16 protein-coding genes and 1 pseudogene are annotated in these 17,607 nt (G+C 53.1%); 3 read left to right on the top strand and 14 right to left on the bottom strand.

Annotation, left to right across the window (positions count from 1 at the left end; translation table 11 throughout):
• Nucleotides 1-8: 8 nt before the first annotated feature.
• Both H581_RS0112130 and icmF read right to left on the bottom strand, forming a co-directional pair.
• On the bottom strand, nucleotides 9-239 hold the full coding sequence (locus H581_RS0112130; RefSeq protein ID WP_028610214.1) for a YczF family membrane protein: 231 nt from the start codon (nucleotides 237-239) through the stop codon (nucleotides 9-11).
• Between the two features lie 110 nt (nucleotides 240-349).
• Nucleotides 350-3,625: a fused isobutyryl-CoA mutase/GTPase IcmF gene (icmF, locus tag H581_RS0112125; protein ID WP_028610213.1), complete on the bottom strand. Its 3,276-nt coding sequence runs from the start codon at nucleotides 3,623-3,625 to the stop codon at nucleotides 350-352.
• A 290-nt stretch (nucleotides 3,626-3,915) separates the two neighbouring features.
• Between icmF and H581_RS0112120 the strand changes: the two genes are divergently transcribed.
• The gene (locus H581_RS0112120; protein WP_028610212.1) at nucleotides 3,916-4,794 is read left to right on the top strand and encodes a hypothetical protein; all 879 of its coding nucleotides are present in this window, start codon (nucleotides 3,916-3,918) and stop codon (nucleotides 4,792-4,794) included.
• Between the two features lie 16 nt (nucleotides 4,795-4,810).
• Here the strand turns inward: H581_RS0112120 and H581_RS0112115 are convergent, their stop codons facing one another.
• The 6 genes from H581_RS0112115 to H581_RS0112085 all read right to left on the bottom strand — a co-directional run bounded on the left by H581_RS0112115 (nucleotide 4,811) and on the right by H581_RS0112085 (nucleotide 11,094).
• On the bottom strand, nucleotides 4,811-5,701 hold the full coding sequence (locus H581_RS0112115) for an SDR family oxidoreductase (RefSeq protein WP_036718517.1): 891 nt from the start codon (nucleotides 5,699-5,701) through the stop codon (nucleotides 4,811-4,813).
• Nucleotides 5,702-5,760: 59 nt separating this feature from the next.
• Complete coding sequence (locus H581_RS36415; protein WP_028610210.1) at nucleotides 5,761-6,462, bottom strand: HNH endonuclease; 702 nt, start codon at nucleotides 6,460-6,462, stop codon at nucleotides 5,761-5,763.
• Nucleotides 6,463-6,701: 239 nt separating this feature from the next.
• Complete coding sequence (locus H581_RS0112100; protein WP_028610209.1) at nucleotides 6,702-7,328, bottom strand: FMN-dependent NADH-azoreductase; 627 nt, start codon at nucleotides 7,326-7,328, stop codon at nucleotides 6,702-6,704.
• A 144-nt stretch (nucleotides 7,329-7,472) separates the two neighbouring features.
• Entirely contained in the window at nucleotides 7,473-8,147 is a 675-nt protein-coding gene (locus H581_RS0112095; RefSeq protein WP_028610208.1) for a response regulator, read from the bottom strand.
• Between the two features lie 9 nt (nucleotides 8,148-8,156).
• Nucleotides 8,157-9,818: a GAF domain-containing sensor histidine kinase gene (locus tag H581_RS0112090; protein ID WP_028610207.1), complete on the bottom strand. Its 1,662-nt coding sequence runs from the start codon at nucleotides 9,816-9,818 to the stop codon at nucleotides 8,157-8,159.
• A 28-nt stretch (nucleotides 9,819-9,846) separates the two neighbouring features.
• Nucleotides 9,847-11,094 carry a multidrug effflux MFS transporter gene (locus H581_RS0112085; protein ID WP_028610206.1) on the bottom strand — a complete coding sequence of 416 codons (1,248 nt, stop codon included), beginning with the start codon at nucleotides 11,092-11,094 and terminating at the stop codon, nucleotides 9,847-9,849.
• Between the two features lie 93 nt (nucleotides 11,095-11,187).
• Here H581_RS0112085 and H581_RS0112080 point away from each other — a divergent pair, with 93 nt between their 5' ends.
• Complete coding sequence (locus H581_RS0112080) at nucleotides 11,188-12,144, top strand: ribose-phosphate diphosphokinase (protein ID WP_028610205.1); 957 nt, start codon at nucleotides 11,188-11,190, stop codon at nucleotides 12,142-12,144.
• A gap of 88 nt (nucleotides 12,145-12,232) precedes the next feature.
• On the opposite strand, the gene H581_RS33865 is transcribed toward H581_RS0112080, so the two are convergent.
• From H581_RS33865 to H581_RS0112060, 4 genes and pseudogenes are all read right to left on the bottom strand, one after another.
• A complete protein-coding gene (locus H581_RS33865) occupies nucleotides 12,233-12,994 on the bottom strand; it encodes a DUF3891 family protein (RefSeq protein ID WP_051250735.1) in 762 nt (253 codons plus the stop codon).
• Between the two features lie 23 nt (nucleotides 12,995-13,017).
• Complete coding sequence (locus H581_RS33860) at nucleotides 13,018-13,341, bottom strand: chorismate mutase (protein WP_051250733.1); 324 nt, start codon at nucleotides 13,339-13,341, stop codon at nucleotides 13,018-13,020.
• 84 nt (nucleotides 13,342-13,425) lie between these two features.
• A pseudogene (locus H581_RS0112065) lies at nucleotides 13,426-13,620 on the bottom strand (LLM class flavin-dependent oxidoreductase); the annotation flags it as partial.
• A 228-nt stretch (nucleotides 13,621-13,848) separates the two neighbouring features.
• Nucleotides 13,849-14,658 carry a phytanoyl-CoA dioxygenase family protein gene (locus H581_RS0112060; protein WP_028610203.1) on the bottom strand — a complete coding sequence of 270 codons (810 nt, stop codon included), beginning with the start codon at nucleotides 14,656-14,658 and terminating at the stop codon, nucleotides 13,849-13,851.
• A gap of 131 nt (nucleotides 14,659-14,789) precedes the next feature.
• Between H581_RS0112060 and H581_RS0112055 the strand changes: the two genes are divergently transcribed.
• Nucleotides 14,790-15,617 (top strand): helix-turn-helix domain-containing protein, encoded by an 828-nt coding sequence (locus H581_RS0112055; RefSeq protein WP_028610202.1) that lies wholly within the window; start codon nucleotides 14,790-14,792, stop codon nucleotides 15,615-15,617.
• Between the two features lie 16 nt (nucleotides 15,618-15,633).
• Here H581_RS0112055 and H581_RS0112050 read toward each other — a convergent pair whose 3' ends face one another.
• Entirely contained in the window at nucleotides 15,634-16,572 is a 939-nt protein-coding gene (locus H581_RS0112050; protein ID WP_028610201.1) for an aldo/keto reductase, read from the bottom strand.
• Between the two features lie 24 nt (nucleotides 16,573-16,596).
• Entirely contained in the window at nucleotides 16,597-17,598 is a 1,002-nt protein-coding gene (locus H581_RS0112045; RefSeq protein ID WP_028610200.1) for a Gfo/Idh/MocA family protein, read from the bottom strand.
• Between the last annotated feature and the right edge of the window lie 9 nt (nucleotides 17,599-17,607).

The raw sequence follows: 17,607 nt of genomic DNA, 5'->3' as shown, positions 1-17,607 counted from the left end.
TAATCAGCTTACCCGGATGCAGCTTTCTTTCTCTTCCATATGCTGCGAACGATCGGGATAAAGAAAGGAACAAGAAATACAACGATGATAATGAATTTTTCCTGTACGGTTACGACAGCCAGAGATTGAACGAGAGTACGAACCGCTTCCGGAAAGGTGAATCCGACGATCAGGTCAGTCACAACTAAATAAATGAGCGATAACAATAGGATCGTTACAAAAACGACCGGCATTTTCATACAAAATCCTCTCCCTACGGCTGGAATTGGTAGTTCTTTCAGGGATTCCTAATGATAACAGAATCCCCTTTCCGCTTCTTTTTATACGATTCCACCCGGACCTGGTCAGCCTACATATTTCGCCGATACTGTCCCCCAGCTTCGAACAAGGTGCCCGTGATCTGTCCGAGGGATGCGGTTTTTACCGACTCCATCAGCTCTTCGAAGAGGTTTTTATTTTCCAGCGCCGCTTGTTTGAGGCGCTCAAGCGCCGCAACGCACGCGCTTTGGTTGCGCAGCCGGAAAGCCTGAAGATTAGCGATTTGGGTTCGTTTCTCCGCTTCCGTCGAGCGAGCCAGCTCGATATCATAAGCCGTCTCATCCGCGTTCGGATCGATAAAGGTATTCACGCCGACGATGGGGAGCTGACCCGAATGCTTCTTCTGCTCATAATACAGCGACTCCTCTTGAATCCTGCCGCGCTGATATTGGGTTTCCATTGCGCCCAGCACGCCGCCGCGGTCATGAATGCGCTGAAATTCCGCCATCACCGCTTCTTCTACGAGATCGGTTAGTTCGTCTATAATAAAGGAGCCCTGCAGCGGATTCTCGTTTTTCGCAAGGCCAAGCTCCTGATTAATGATCATTTGAATGGCCATAGCCCGCCGGACCGAATGTTCCGTCGGTGTCGTGACCGCTTCGTCGTAGGCGTTCGTATGCAGCGAGTTGCAGTTATCATAAACCGCGAATAAAGCCTGCAGGGTCGTTCGGATATCGTTAAAATCCATTTCTTGCGCGTGCAAGGAACGGCCGGAGGTTTGAATATGATATTTTAGCTTCTGGCTGCGATCGTTCCCGTTGTATTTATGTTTGATAACGGTTGACCAGATCCGGCGCGCCACTCGTCCCATGACGGCATACTCGGCATCCAGGCCGTTGCTGAAGAAGAAGGACAGATTCGGCGCAAACTCATCGATCCGCATGCCCCTGCTTAAGTAATACTCCACATAAGTAAATCCGTTCGCCAGCGTAAAGGCTAATTGAGAGATCGGATTTGCCCCCGCTTCGGCAATATGGTAGCCGCTTATGCTTACGGAATAATAATTCCGTACCTTATGGTCAATAAAATACTGCTGGATATCCCCCATCATTTTCAACGCAAACTCCGTCGAGAAAATACACGTGTTCTGCCCTTGGTCCTCCTTCAAAATATCCGCTTGAACGGTGCCGCGCACGGTCTGCAGCGTGTAAGCTTTGATGCTCTCGTACTCTTCCGGACTTGGCTGCTTCTTGTTCGTTTCCTCATACCGTTCAACCTGTTGATCAATCGCCGTATTCATATACATCGCCAAGAGAATCGGCGCCGGCCCGTTGATCGTCATGGAGACGCTGGTGGAAGGATCGCATAAATCAAAGCCGGCGAACAATTTCTTCATATCATCAAGTGTGCATACGCTTACGCCGCTGTTCCCGATTTTCCCGTAAATGTCGGGCCGGTCGTCAGGGTCTTGCCCGTATAAAGTGACGCTGTCGAAGGCGGCCGATAAACGTTTGGCTTTATCATTTTGGGATAAAAAATGAAAACGCAGGTTCGTGCGCTCAGGCGTCCCTTCTCCGGCAAACTGCCGCCTCGGTTCTTCATTCGTCCGCTTGAACGGGAATACGCCCGCTGTATAAGGAAAGAAGCCCGGCAGGTTCTCCTTCATTAGCCAGCGCAGAATTTCACCTGGGCTGTCCCACTGCGGCAGACTGACCCTCGGCAGCCGATTGCCCGACAGCGTTTCGGTAAATAACGCCGTACGCATTTCTTTGCCGCGAACGTACGTGACCTGTTGGTCCTGTTTGTAGGCTTTTCGGATTTCCGGCCACTCTTCGAGTTTTTTTTTGTTTTCCGGGTGAAGCTTTGCTTCGTATTGCTCCTTTATGTCATCCAGCTTTGCCGCAAAATAGACAGCCTCCGCCTCCGTCATCACACGTCCTTGGTCATTGGCCACCAGCTGTTTCGTTCCTCTCAGCTCGGTTAGCCTATTCACCACGGAAACTTGTTCTTCGGTAAATTGCTTATATTCGCGTACGGTTTGGATAATTTCTCCTAAATATCCGGTCCGGTGCTGCGGAATAATATTGTTTCTTTTCTTCACAATTGGAGTAGGCGCCTTGTTCGTGGAAGACCAGGCGCCGCCGGCTTTCTGTTCGACGATACTCATAAGCGAGTCAAATAAAACGTTGGTTCCCGGATCGTTGAATTGGCTGGCAATCGTCCCGTATATAGGCAGCTCTTCATCCGGAATGTCGAACAGCCGGCGGCTGCGCTTGAATTGCTTCCGCACATCCCGCAGCGCATCCTCGGATCCCCGCCGTTCAAATTTATTAATAACAATGATATCCGCAAAGTCGATCATATCGATTTTTTCCAGCTGGGTCGTTGCGCCGAATTCGCTGGTCATGACATACATCGCAATATCGACCAGACCGACGATTTTGGAATCGCCTTGTCCGATCCCGCTTGTTTCAACGATCACAAAATCGTAGCCTGCCGCTTTGACGATAGCAACGGCTGCTTCCGCCGCTTCGCTTAACTCCGATTTGGAGCCCCGGGTCGCCATGCTTCGCATATACACGCGGGGGCTGTTGATCGCATTCATTCGGATACGGTCCCCGAGCAGCGCTCCGCCTGTCTTCATCTTGGTAGGATCGATCGAAATAATGGCAATGGACCGGCCAGGGTTCCGGTCGAGAAACCTGCGAACCAATTCATCCGTCAACGAGCTTTTTCCGGCACCGCCCGTGCCTGTCACTCCCAGAACGGGAGCATGTTTTACTTCCGTTTTCAAGTTCTGCAAAGCAGCTTGAACCGATGCGGCTGAGCCCTCTTTCGGTACGGCTTCCTCAGCGAGCGTAATCCATTTGGCAATCGAGCTCCAATCGGTGACCTTTAATTCCTTCAATTCTTTTTTAAGCTGCTTTGGCGTTGGAAAATCCGATTTTCGGATCATTTCGTTGATCATGCCCTGCAAGCCCAAATCCCGGCCATCGTCCGGCGAGAAGATCCTGGCTATGCCGTATTCGCTTAATTCCTTGATCTCGGAAGGGACGATAACGCCACCGCCGCCGGCAAAGATTTGAATATGACCAGCTCCCGCATTCCGGAGCAGGTCGTACATAAATTTCAAATATTCGATATGCCCGCCCTGATACGAGCTAATGGCAATTCCCTGCACGTCCTCTTGAACCGCCGCATTCACCACTTCCTCCGCCGAACGGTTATGCCCGAGGTGAATGACCTCCACGCCGGAGGCTTGCAATATCCGTCTCATAATATTTATAGATGCATCATGACCGTCGTATAAGGCGGCAGCCGTAACAAAACGCACATGGCATGCCGGTCGATAAGCCTGTGTCTCCAACGCCCATTCCACCTTTATTAACCGTCTTCATTCATCTCTACGTACGGTTTAAGGAGAATATGTACGGCAGGCCGCCATTTCGGTTGTAAGCTTATCCTTATTTGACTACCGGCCTTAGGGCATGGAGACGGAGAACGAGAAACATGATAACGTAAAAGAAGGCTGACCAAAGCAAATTCCGGTCTCTATGATAGGTAATTCTTTTTATTCGTTCTCCTGAATGACAAACGTTGTATAGAACCATGGTTTTGGCTGATACTATATGAAATCAAATTTCCGGAGTGACAATCATGCTGTATCTCATCACTTTTTTACTATTGGTTATTTGGATGGTTGCGCTGGTTTCAAAGAAGCGGCTTACATGGCATGCTCTTGTCCTCTCCTACTGCATTGCCGTGTTCTGTGCGGATATGCTGGAGGTTACCTTCAACCTGCTGCTTCAGTTCTATAAATTTCCGACGCATCTGACGAAAAATCCGATCTACGAGAACGAGCTTGGAATTATTTTTTCGGACACTTTAATTTTGCCGGCTGCCTTTATTATTTTTGTCTATTATGCCAGGAAAGGGCGGCCATGGACGATGACGCTCCTATTCGCGTCGTTGTTTACAATATTGGAGTGGATTTATTTAAAATTCGAATATTTAAGATATATACATTGGAGCTTGGCTTATTCTGCCGCCTTTTACGTTGCCGGCTTTCGAGTCGGCGCCAGCCTGGCTCCCCGCATCGCGAGCTATGATCCTCCAATGGCCTATCGGATTCGGCTGCTCTGTTTCTCGCATACCGTCATCATGTGGTTCGGAGCATTATTCTCACTGCCGCTGCTCAAGCTGTTCCGATTCAGACCGGGTGTATTTCAAGATATAATGGCAGACTGCCGGTTTACAGACCTGCTCTCGGGAGATCTCTTAGCCTTAATCTGCGTGCTCGTCATTCCAAGAACGCCCGATCGGATGAAACTGTTGACCGTAACCGCAATTGCGTGTATAGGGTTCTCTTTCTCCCTGTACGCTTATTACAGCGGATGGTTGATCTATTCCCGCTGGAATCACTTCCTCATGGCAATGCGGTATTTTGCGCCTTTATATATGATTCTGCTGTATGACCGGTGGGAGCGGTCTTACGGAGGACAGAATATAAGGAAGGGACCATTTCCCAAGACATAGCTTGGGGGATGGTCCCTTAAAGGCCGAGAAACTCCCCGCCGTTGACATGGATCGTTTGGCCGATCATAAAGGTGGAATCGTTTGAAGCCAGATATAAGTAAACAGGCGCAAGCTCCATAGGCTGTGCCGCCCGTTTTATCGGAGATGCACTGCCGTATGTGGTGTAAACTTCGGGAGGCAGCGTTGCGGGAATAAGCGGGGTCCAGGTTCGTCCGGGCGCAACGGCGTTCACACGGATCCCTCTTCCGATCAGGGATACCGCTAACGATCGGGTAAATGCGCAGACAGCTCCCTTGCTTGCCGAATAATCGATGATTCCGTCATATCCTTCGACTCCGGCTATGGAGCTCGTATTAATGATAGCGCTTCCCGGTCTTAGATGAGGAACGACGGCTTTGGCAAAATAAAAATAAGAGAACACGTTTGTTCGAAACGTCCGTTCAAGCTGCTCGGCGGATAAATGCTCGATCTGGAATTGTACGGATTGCTCAGCGGCGTTATTGATCAAAATGTCAATGCGTCCATATTCGGACAATGTCTGTTCAACGGCTTCCCGGCATAAGGATTCGGCTCCAACATCTCCGGCGATCGTCAAGCATCTGCGCCCTATTTGCCGGATTCTTTCCTTTGTTTCCATCGCGTCGCCGTGTTCATTGAGGTAGACGATGGCGATGTCTGCTCCCTCCTGCGCGAACAAATAGGCGATTGCTCGGCCGATACCGCTGTCTCCCCCGGTAATCAAGGCGACTTTATGAAGCAATTTGCCGCTCCCGGTCCGATGGGGATTCTCCGACAGGGGCCTCGGGACCATGATGGATTCAATGCCGGGTTGCCCTGGTTGGTATTGCGGAGGAAACTCGACGGACACTTCTTCGCATTTCGTGATTTTACCATAGCCGGAGTGCATGTAAGGACCTCCAATAATTAGGATTTTCTCACACACTATTCCATAAGACCCAAATAAGTTCACGCATCCGCTTCTTCATTTTTCATAAAGATTTCGATATCCTGATCGGCCTTCGACTGATTGCAGGCATTACAGGCGCAAACGCAATTGTCCGGAGTCGTATGTCCGCCCTTCGCTCTTGGCAGCATATGATCGATGGTGTCGCCCGGTTCCCCGCAAAAGTAACAGGTATACCGGTCTCGCTCCAAGATGTACTGCCTGAAATCCCTATTGCTGTACAGGCGCTTGATCGTAGAGCGATTAACGAGCACGGCCATTCTTTCCTTCACCAGCGTGATCGCAAGCTCCAGATCGATTTCCTGATGCCACCTTCGCCCTTTATCCGTTCTTCCGCGCATCCAGACCGTACCCTTGCGCGTCGTCTTCAGCAAAGCGGCTTCCTTGGCGGCTTGATCGCTTGTACGCTGCAAACCGGGCGAAGACTGCTCTGCGCCGTTCCTGCTTGGAGTATTTAAACGCGGCAGCTTTCGCCGGGAATCCGCCTTGGCTGAAACCACGGTGTCGGTCGCCAGCAGCACCCTCGCCTTGCGGCATTCCCGGCAGGTGCCTCTGCGCGTGCCGCCTGCTCCCGAGCGCCTGCCTGTCCTGCGCAAGAAAGAAGAGACCGGCTTTTGCTCTCCGCAAATCCTGCATATTTTCGTTATTTGCTGCTTATTATCGCCCAATTTCTGTTCTTGAGCGCCTTCTCCATCCACACTCACGCGATTTGTCCCCTCAGCTTTTTTTATCATTGTAGCATTAATTCCCGGAAGAGGCGAAAGGTGAATGGCCGGCATCAAGTCAGCCGGTTACGCCATGTTATTCTATGCCAGGGGACACGGGCAGCAAATGAGCGGCATGTTCATCCTGATTTAAATAAACGACACAGTCGCACATAAAGGCCGTAAACAAAAAAAACAGCCGGACCCAGGGGTTCGGCTGTCTTCACTGCACGTGGCGATTAGAAGTTAACCGCCGCTTTCTCAGCCTGTGCGAGGCCGTTTGAAATAATGGTTTGCGCTTGATCTTGATGCATGTTATGACCTTCGATAATGACATTCTCGAGGTTCGTTACGCCAAAGAAGCCCATGATGTTGCGCACGAGATTATAGGACATTTCCACAGCTGCCGCGGGACCTTCGGAATAAATACCGCCGCGCGCGTTAAGAAGAGCGACTTTTTTGTCCTTAACAAGACCGACAGGTCCTTCAGCCGTGTAACTAAACGTTTTGCCTGCTTGGCAGAGATAGTCCAGGTACGTATGAAGCACGGCCGGAATCGTAAAGTTCCAGAGCGGGAAGGCGAATACGACTTTGTCCGCCGCCAGAAACTGATCGATATACTTGCCGGAAACCTCTGCGGCCGCCTGCTCGGCCGGCGTAAGATCAAATCCCCGGGCTACTTTGAAGTTCCCGTTAATCATATCGGCGTTCATATATGGCAATTCCACTTTGAATAAGTCCAGCTCGATAATCGTATCCTGAGGATGGCTTTTCTTATAGCTGTCCAAGAAAGCCTGGTATAGCTTTACGCTTACCGCTTGTTCAATATCTCTGTCGTTTGCTTTTACAAATAATACAGTGCTCATTTTTTAATTCCCTCCACCTATTATTTACTTTTTGTAAGCAGCTTTATTGTATAAAGTTTTGTGGAGAGTGACATCGGCAATTAGACGGAAAAATAGAAATAAATAATCCGCTAAAGGCGGAGGACCGGACCTACGACCATAGGCTTACGACTCTTGCTCGGCATCGTGCAGCGCGTGCACGGCATAGAGAGCAGCTTGCGTCCGGTCGGATAAATTCAATTTGCTCAGAATGCTGCTTACATGCGATTTGACCGTCTTCTCGGCAACGGTAAGCGCTCCTGCAATCTCTTTATTGCTCATCCCTTTCGTCAGCAGCTGGAGCACCTCCAGCTCCCTTGGCGTCAAGCTATCCGCCAATTCGCGCCTCGGAAGCTCTAGCTCTTCCCCCGTCCCTGCCTGAAGGGCCGATTGCGCCAGCAGGGCGCTGGCGATATCCGGATGAAGCTGAATATTTCCCTTATATGCGCTGCGTATAGCCTCTGCCAGCTGATCCGGCTCTACATCCTTGAGCATGTAACCGGCTGCTCCCGCCTGCAGCGCAGGCACAATGTGACTCCTGTCGGAGAAGCTGGTCAGCACGAGAATTTTGATGCCGGGATGCTGCTTGGCGATGAGGCTGCTCGCTTCGATTCCGTCCATAACCGGCATATTCAAATCCATCAGTATCAAATCCGGCTGAAGCTCGGCCGCTTTCTCTACGGCTTCCTTGCCGTTATGCGCTTCTCCTACCAGCTCGAAATCAGGCTGCATGGCCAGAAAAAACGATATCCCTTTTAATACGATTTGATGATCGTCAACGAGCAATATTTTTATTTTCACGGCTGTTCCTCATTCCTCTTCCCCTAAATCAGGACTAACGACGATAGGGATTGTCACGTGCACGATCGTCGGCTCTCCTAATCCGCTTTCAATGATAAGTTCGCCGCCGAGCGTCTCCGCGCGCTCCCGCATGGTTAGCATTCCCATCGACAGCCTGCCCTTTCTCGTTTCCTCGGAAAACCCTTTACCTTTATCCATAATTTTCAGGCTTGCGAATTGTTCCGATTTCACCAGATGAATGTATACCGTGTTGGTGCCGGCATGCTTCTTCACGTTGTTCAACGCCTCTTGCCCGATTCGCCATAACGCCTCTTCGATCGCGCGCGGCAGCTCCCGTACGCCTGTAACCTGCTCATGTACGGTTAAATCCATGCTGTTCCCGTACTGCTTCAGCGCCGTCAGCAGCCCATGCTCCAGACCTGCCGGGCGCAGCTGCCAGATGAGCGTCCGCATCTCCTTCAATGCTTCCTGAGACAGCTTCCTGATTTCCTGAAGCGAGCGCTCGGCGACCGGCTCTTTGCCGGCCAGCACCGTCTCCGCTCCCTTAGCCAGGAAGGATAACGAGAATACCTTCTGAATGACCGAATCATGCAGGTCTCTCGCCATTCGATTGCGCTCCTCCATGCGGGCAAGCTCGCGCCTCTGCTCATACACGCGCAGATTCTCTATACTGAGCGTAAAGTGATCGCCGAGCGAATACATGAAGTCCTCATAATAATCGTCGAACCGCTTTCTCACCGGGCTGCTTATAAAGAGTACTCCGATCGGACGATTCCGGATGCGGAGCGGAATGGCGGCGGCAGATGCGAACGGCGGAATGCCGACCGGCAGCAATGACATGCAGACCTCCGACTTCACCGTATGCTTCTCGGACAATATAAGGAGACGGTTTTCCAGAAAAGCCGTGCTGATCGGTCCCGCCTGGTCGAGATTAATCGACTGCCATTCCTTTTTCACTTGACGATCGGAATATTGAACCCGAAGAGACAGCTGCTGCTGTTCGTAGAAAAACAACGACACATGCTCCCAACCAAACGTATCGCCGATCAATTTGATCGCCTGCAGCGGGAGCTGATTAATATCTTCGATCGCATTTATTTTCTGAATGACGTTGCCAAGCTTGGCGTAAAGCTCCGCGTTCTTCTCCTGCGCCTGATATAGCCGGATCCGTTTGACCGCCGTGCCGATCTGATAAGCGATCGCTTGCAGCATTGAAAGCTCATCCTCTTTAAAATGCTCCTTGCCCGGCTCCGCCACGTTCAGCAGGCCGTAGAGATCCTCTCCTGCTTTAAGCGGAACGCTTGCATGGTGAGTAATTCCTCCGGTATCGCCAAACTGCCGCTCTGCGGCGTAAATGATTCGGGAGCATTCAATGATGTTAACGGCCCGATGAAGTTTGTTCTGCATAAAGCTTGTGACGCACCAGCATTCCGAACCGCACATAACGGACTGCTCATTCGCATTCAGCGCCTCGGGCAGTTGATGCGTCGCCACGCAGCTGCTGCCGCAATTCTCGCCAATCATGAAGATCCAGCCGGTGGAAAACCCCGTTACCTGAAGCAGCTTCGCCAGCACATCGTTTAGCATCTGCACCATGTCATTCGTACTGTTCAACGCCTCCGCTATTTCCTTCAATGCGATTAACTTAGAAGCTCTTAGATCCCGGGGCATACCGCCACTTCCCTTCCAGATTCCCATTCTACTCCCGCCGCTCCCGCGACAAAAATGTAGGTTTTCGTATGAGCACGATATAGCAGATTACGGCTCCCAGCTCTGCCGCTGCGATCCAAATCCCCATCGGCAGCGCATTCGCGCTCCCGCCCAACCCGACAAGAGGAGCCATTACGCCGCCGAACGTGAACGACAGTAGGCCGAGCAGCGCGGAAGCGCTGCCCGCGGCATGTCCGTTCTTCTGCATGGCAAGCGAGAAGCCCGTCGTACTGATCATGCCGACGCTTGCGACAACGAAGAACAAAGGAATCAGCAGCGCAAGCAGCGGCGCCTTTATTATGGTCATTGCGAGAAGCACGACGCCGGCCGCTGCCGCAATGGCGAGACCAAGCACAAACAGCTTCTTTTCGCCCGTTTTCGCCGCCAGCCTGCCCGTGATTTGCCCGAATAATATGATGCCTAAACCGTTCGTTGCGAATATCAAGCTGAAGCTCTGCGGGGATACACCGTACACATTTTGCAGAACAAACGGCGAGCCCGCTATGTAGGCGAACATGGCCGCCATGACTAAACCCTGCGCGAGCGCATATCCCATAAAGGTCCGGTCGCGCAGCAGCGTTCCGAACGTAGTGAATGTCTGCCGCAGCCCGCCTGCTATCCGTTTCTCAGGCGCTAGCGTCTCCGGCAAGCCGAACCATACCGCCGCGAAAATAAAAACTCCCCAGACGCCCAGCACAACGAATACGCCTTCCCATGAGGTAACTTTCAGCAGCTGCCCTCCCGCGATCGGGGCAAAGATAGGCGCAGCGCCGTTCACCAGCATCAGCATCGCGAAAAAACGGGTTAGCGCCGGTCCCTCGTACAGATCGCGCACAATAGCCCGCGAGATGACGATACCGGCCGCTCCCGCAAAGCCTTGAATGAAGCGAAGCGCAATCAAAGCGCCGATCGAAGGCGCAAATGCGCATAATACGGAAGACAATCCGTAAATCGCCAGAAACAGCAGCAGCGGCATCCTTCTGCCCCGAATATCGCTCCAGGCCCCGGAGAACAATTGCCCAACCGACAGGCCGATCATGCAGGCCGATAGGCTTAACTGGGCAAAGGAGGAACTGGTCTGAAAATCCGCGGACAGCGCCGGCAGCGCCGGCAAATACATATCAAGCGACAGCGGCCCGAATGCGGATAAGGATCCCAGCAACAAAATAAACCAGAGCCGCTTGTCGCCTGCCGCACGTCCTTTCTTTATCCATAAGGTTTCGCTATGGTCCTGCATGGTATGCATCTCCTTTTTTGGCTCCAAGGTGTTCATTTGTCCTCCATTGCTATGTTTGTTATGATGATGGAAAGAAAGCAATAGGAGGATCATATGCAAAAGGTAAAAATATTTTCGGGCTCTTCGAACAGACCGCTCGCTGAGGAGCTTTGCAAGCAGCTCGAGCTTCCGCTCGGTAACGTCGCTATTTCCCGCCACGAAAGCGGCGAAATACATATATCCTACCAGGAAGCGATCCGGACCTGCGACGTATTCATCGTACAATCGCTGTCTCACCCGGTCAATGAGCATTTAATCGAGCTGCTCGTCATGATCGATGCGGCGAAGCGCGCGTCCGCGAAGACGATCAATATCGTCATGCCATATTACGGCTATGCCCGGCAAGAACGGAAATCGGCGCCGCGCGAGCCGATTTCGGCCAAGCTTGTGGCGGATGTGCTGACGACCGTCGGCGCGAACCGGATTATTACGGTTGACCTGCATGCCGATCCGATCCAGGGCTTCTTCGATATTCCGGTCGATCATTTGACGGCGCTTGATCTGATTATCGAATATTTAAGAGGCAAGAATATTACGAATCCGGTGGTCGTCTCCCCCGATGCCGGCCGCGCAACCACGGCCGAGAAGTTAGCCGGGCTGCTCGATTGTCCGTTCGCGATTATGATCAAAAACCGTCCGGCCCACAATAAATCGGAAATTACTCATATTATAGGCGAAGTGGAAGGCATGACCCCTATCATTATTGAAGATATGATCGATACCGGCAGCACGATCGTCAATGTGGTGGAGGCCCTTAAGAAAAAGGGCGCGCAGGATGCGTACATATGCGCAACGCACGGATTGTTCTCCGAGAACGCCCTGGAGAAGCTTAGCCATCCGAATATCCGGGAGGTTGTCATTACGGATACGATCACGATCGACGAGGCGCACTCCGACAAATTCGTCGTTCTTCCGATGTCGCCGCTGCTCGGTACGGCGATCAAGATCATTACGCAGGGCGGCTCGATCGCGACGCTGTTCAAATCAAGCAGCAAGAAGCCCACGGCCTAGCCGCGAGCCGATGTAAGCCTTGGCCGCCAACACGGAAAACACCGCCATCAATTGACTGCGCATAGCAGACCGGCGGTGTTTCGTTGTTTTATCGCGCTTCCCGGAACAGCAGCCGGTGTTCTCTTAACTTCTCTTTCTGGTAAGCCTTCGATATGCCCAGCTTCGCGATATCGGCCTTGCTTACCTGCTTGAAAGCAAGCGTTGTTTCTACTTCCCCACGGAATGGATATGGAGCCGTCTCAATGGTATTTCCGTTCACCCAGTCGGCCAGAAGAACGGATTGCCCCGATCTGCCAAACCAGTAAGAGAATCCATCAGCGAACCATTCATACTGCGCCCTCGCCGTCCCCGGCCGCTCCATGCAAGCAAACAAGGACAGTTCATCGCAGAGCAGGAGTGCCTTCGCATGCATCTGCAGCAGGCTTACATCAATGGCAAGGCTTTCGATAATCGCGCTCTGCCTGGCGAATTCGCGCTCTACGAACGAAACGGTATCCTCGTTTCTAGTCTTCTCGGCAAGCGTCGAATACAGGATGCTTCCGAGCAAGGCGGCATATTCGCTCGTTCGTTGAAGGCTGTCGAGCGCCCTCTCGTAAAATACGAACCGGATATTGCCCGGATAGTCGCGGAAGGAATAGGGACAACCTGACTGATCGTTCCAGAGCGGCATCCGGTCCAGCTCAATCCAGCTGCTGTCATGCTCATAGGCCGCATAAGTCAATTCGTCTCTTCTGGCGGCGCCGCTGAACAATTCGTCGCGCCAAGCCGCCGCGAGATCGCCGGATATTCGGGCGTGATCATGCTGAGCGATCAGAATATAGCTGTCGTCCTTCTCGTATATGATCATCATTGCCGCCGCCCTTCCCGATCTTATTATGAACGCACTCCGATTGGATCGGATGCAAGCCCGCTGTCGCATGCTTGCTTAAGCTCCTGATGCCTCGATATGACGACATCCATCACGCATCGATATATCGCGGACGAATAGTCCGGGTTTAACTCGTATCTGTTCGACAGATTCATAATTTTCTCGAATTGCCTGGACTCGCGCTGCGGATCCTGCGCCTCCAGCTTATTTCTCGCTTTATAACGGCCGATTTCCTCCGTCAGCTTAAATCGTTCGGCAAGCAAAGCGATAATCTCGCCATCCAAACGGTCGATGCCTTGTCTCCATTCCTCCAGCTTGGAAGCCTCCATGCGTCTCTCCCTTTTCCTCGGTTTCCTTTAATTGTACCATCACCTTCCTTCGTTTCGCTATATCGATTATCCCACCCGGGGATTTTAACCCTGGTTCCGCTTCTTCCCCAGCTCCCGCCGGACGATCGGCGCGACCTTCGACGCAAGCAGCTCTATCGAGTTTGCAACCCTGTCAAATGGCATGCCGCCGATATCGAATTGGGCCATGAAGCGGTTGTGGCCGAATAGCTCGTGCTGCGCCAATATTTTCTCCGCGATCTGCTCCGGACTCCCGACGCCAGCGCATTCGCGGGGGCGGCTGCATCGGCCTTGGAGCAATTTCGGCGTTTGCCAACGGAGAACGCAGCTTGCCGCTCCACGTCACACGCTCGCTCTCGTTCAGCTTCAACATACATAAGCTATCAGAGTCGGTCAAGACGACGCAAATAGACCCGATCCAGACTCATGTAGTCCAAATCGGGTTGCAATTATTTTCCGGCTAACCTGCAAGGTTTGAATCATCGGCTCCTAATGCGGATACGCCATATCGAATTCGATGCCGCATGGTCCGCCGTCCGTATTCACTTCGAGGTCTACCGCAGAGCCGTCCGCCCGGTATAACGGCCGGTAATAATTGCTGATGCGCGTAGCCGAAGCGTTCGCATAGTGGCAAATAAATGCGCGCCGGAATTGATCCTTCGTTTTGTTGCGGTAAGAGCCGTGAATCAGGTTGCCGTTAAAAAACAACACGTCGCCCTTGTCCATCACGGCCGGTATCGCCTTCTGGTCCTTCGGCGGCTTCACGTAATGCGTCGTGAAGGACTCGGAGGAATCGGCCTGCTCCGGGCAGCTGATCTCGTAATCGCTCGTTTTCGGCACAACCAGCAGGCCGCCGTTGTCCATATTGGCCGCGTCGATGGCCGTCCAGGCCGCGATGCAGTTGCCCGGCTCCACCTTCAAGTAGAAATTGTCCTGATGAAGCGCCTGCCCGCGCGAGCCCGGCGGCTTGTAGTAGAACATGCTTTGCGCGGCGAGCGCTTCCTCGCCGTACAGATCGTGAAGCACGTCGAGCACCGGCTGATGCAGCATGTATTGCTTGGCCGTTTCATTAAACCGGTGCGGATGCATCACTCTTGGATAGCGCTTCAGCGGATCATCCGACTCGCCGTTCATATCCGGTTCGAAGAAGCCGGGGACCGGTCCGCGGCTTATTTCATCGAACGTTTCCTCAACGGCGCGGATGTCTTCCTGCGAGAATAACCCCTTCACGATCAAATAACCTTCCGTACGGAACTGATGTAATTGCTCTTTCGTCAATGCCCTTAAAGCTTCGGTCATCTCCTATCGCCCCTTCTTAGGTAAGCTGTTGGTTCTTGACATCATCATAGTGCTTTGCGTAACTTAAAGGAAGAAAGATTAATGCTGAAAACTGCCGGAATTCTGCTATTCATCATAAGGGGGCGCTTGATATGACCGATCGTAACGCGACGCAAGCAAGTAACGAGGAGCAACAGGGGACTTTATTCGGCGGGCATTACGACGTCGCCGGTTCCTACCGGCATCGCAGGCCGCTCGGCATGAACGATTGGCTGCTTTTCTTCACGCTGGAGGGCGAAGGCTATTTGCGCACACCGGTAGGGGAGCGGCGGTGCGGCCCCGGTTCGGTCGGATTGCTGCGGCCGGGCATCCCCCACGAATACGGAACCGCCTCCGGCACGCGATGGCATTTCTATTGGGTGCACTTTCAGAAACTACCTGAAATCGACTATTTGCCGAATGATGAAACGGTCGTCGCATCGTTTCCGGAAGGCAACCTGTTCGACCGCATCCAATACGCCTTCTTGAACATATTGAGCGATTCCAGGGAACGCACAAGCTTCTGGCATACGCTGTGCGAAAATTCGCTGCGCGAAATTATTTTACTTGCGGCCCAGAAGCTCGAGCAGCGGCTCGATCCTAGGATCGAGCTGGCTCTGCGGCATTTGTCCCGCTATATGAGCAGCCCTCTGCGGATCGAGGAGCTGGCAGGCGAAGTCGGCCTATCGGTCTCCCGCTTGTCGCATCTGTTCAAGCAGGAAACCGGCGAAAGTGTGCTTGAGCATCTGAACCGGCTGCGGCTGCGGCAGGCGGCCCTTCTCATGAAGCATATGGGCAGAACGGCGACCGAAGCCGCGCTTGACGTCGGGTTTAACAACTATAACCATTTCGCCGCCTTGTTCCGCCGAACGTACGGCGTCAGCCCCCGATCGTACAAAAAGGAAAAAGCCGCCCCGTCGGAGCAGCTTTTCTCTCGTTGATGATTAAAGCAGTGAACTACACCGTCTGTGCGGTCAAGTCTAACCAGTTCATCTCTTCGCGCGTCAGCTTGATCCGGGAGCCCGCATCGCAGGAATGCAGCTCTTCGGCAGTCTGAGCCCCGATCAAGGCACAGGTCGGGAAAGGTTGATTCAGCACGTAAGCCAGCGCGATCTGAATGGCGCTGACGTTCTTCTCAGCGGCCAGGCGCTTCGCGCGCTCGAGCCGCTCCCAGTTGTCGTCGCTGTAGAATACGCGGACGAGATCGGCATTTTCGCGATTCTCCGGCGAGAACCTGCCGGTGAAGAAGCCCCGCGCTTGCGAAGACCAGGACAGCAGCGGAAGCTGCTGCTCCTCATGCCAGCGGCACGTCTCGGCGTCCGCGGATACGCAGCCGCGCCAGAACGGCTCGTTCGCTTTCGCGAGGCTGAGATTCGGACTGCTGAAGGAAAAGCCGACAAGCCCTTTGGCAGCGGCGTATTCGTTCGCTGCCTGGATCCGCTGCCAAGTCCAATTCGATACGCCGATCGATCTGACGGTGCCTGACCGGATATGTTCGTTAAGAATCTCGATAACCTCGCCTGCCGGAACCGCCTCGTCGTCTCGGTGCAGCCCGTACATATCGATATAATCCGTCTTCAGCCGCTCAAGGCTGCAGGTTAGATCCGAACGGATCGCCGCTTCGCTGACGCGGGGGCCGTTCTGGTCGTGATGGGCGCCTTTCGTCAAAATGACGATTTGCTCCCGGTTCCCGCGTTCCTGCATATAGCGTCCGATAACTTCCTCACTTTGGCCGCCGCAATAAATATGCGCGGTATCGACCGAGTTGCCGCCGATCGCGAGGAAGGCGTCCATATTAGCCGCGGCTTTCTCGTACGCATCGTGGTAAAAATAATCCGTCCCCTTCATTAACCGGGAAACCGGCTTCTCACAACCTTGAATTTGAATATATTCCATGGCATTCGCTCTCCTTTTATCGATTTATAGCGTAACTCTTGCCCGCTCGCGGGCCGACTGCAGACAGGCGTCAATGATTCTCATATTGCTGACGGCGTCGGACGGCGCGAACTTCAGCGGCGTGCCGTTCACGATCGCCTGGGACAAATGGTCGGCTTGAAGCGTGTATTGGTTCACGTTAGGCGCCTCGACCTCCCTGCGCTCTCCTTTGGCGCTGACGAAGAAGTTGGCGCTGCCCGGTTCGCCCGTCACGAAGGCGGACGGAACTTCGATGATGCCGTCCGTGCCGACCACCTCAAGCGGGTTACGGAACGCGGCCCACATGCCGCAATCAAACTGCAGGGAGACATTGCCTTCGAATTCCAGCAGGCCGGACGCCATCATATCGACGTCGCCATGCTCCTCCGAGAAAAAAGCTTGAACGGTAACCGCTTCCGGCTCTTTGCCGAGCAGCAGCCTCGCGGCTGTAATCGGATAGCAGCCGATATCGTAAATCGAGCCGCCGCCCCAATCCTTGCGGTATCTTACATTCGTTTTGTTGCCTGCGCCATTGAACGTAAATGCGCTGCGAATTCCCCGGATTTCCCCGATTTCGCCGCTTGCGATGACCTCCTGGATCATATCGTAGCGAGGGTGGTAGCGGTACATGAATGCTTCCGACAACAATACGCCGGCCTTCGCGCACGCTTCCGCCATCTCGGCCGCTTCCTTCTCCGTCAAGGCAAGCGGTTTCTCGCACAAAATATGCTTACCCGCCTCGGCTGCCCGAATCGTCCATTCTTTATGTAAATGATTGGGGAGCGGAATGTATACGACGTCAATTGAGTCGTCTTCGAGCAAAGCCTCGTAGCTGCCGTAGGCTTGGCCGATGTTCAGTTCTTCTGCCGTCCGCTTCGCGTTGTCTTCATTCCGGCTCGCTATTGCCGCAGCCTCGTTCCATTCGGACTGGTGCAATCCGGGAATTACCGCCCGCTTTGCGATGCTGGCGCAGCCCAGAATGCCCCATTTCAGCTTTTTGTTCGTCATGCCGAAATC

Source organism: Paenibacillus harenae DSM 16969 (assembly GCF_000422465.1).
Lineage (GTDB): Bacteria > Bacillota > Bacilli > Paenibacillales > Paenibacillaceae > Pristimantibacillus > Pristimantibacillus harenae.
This window is presented reverse-complemented; position numbering and strand designations above follow the sequence as displayed.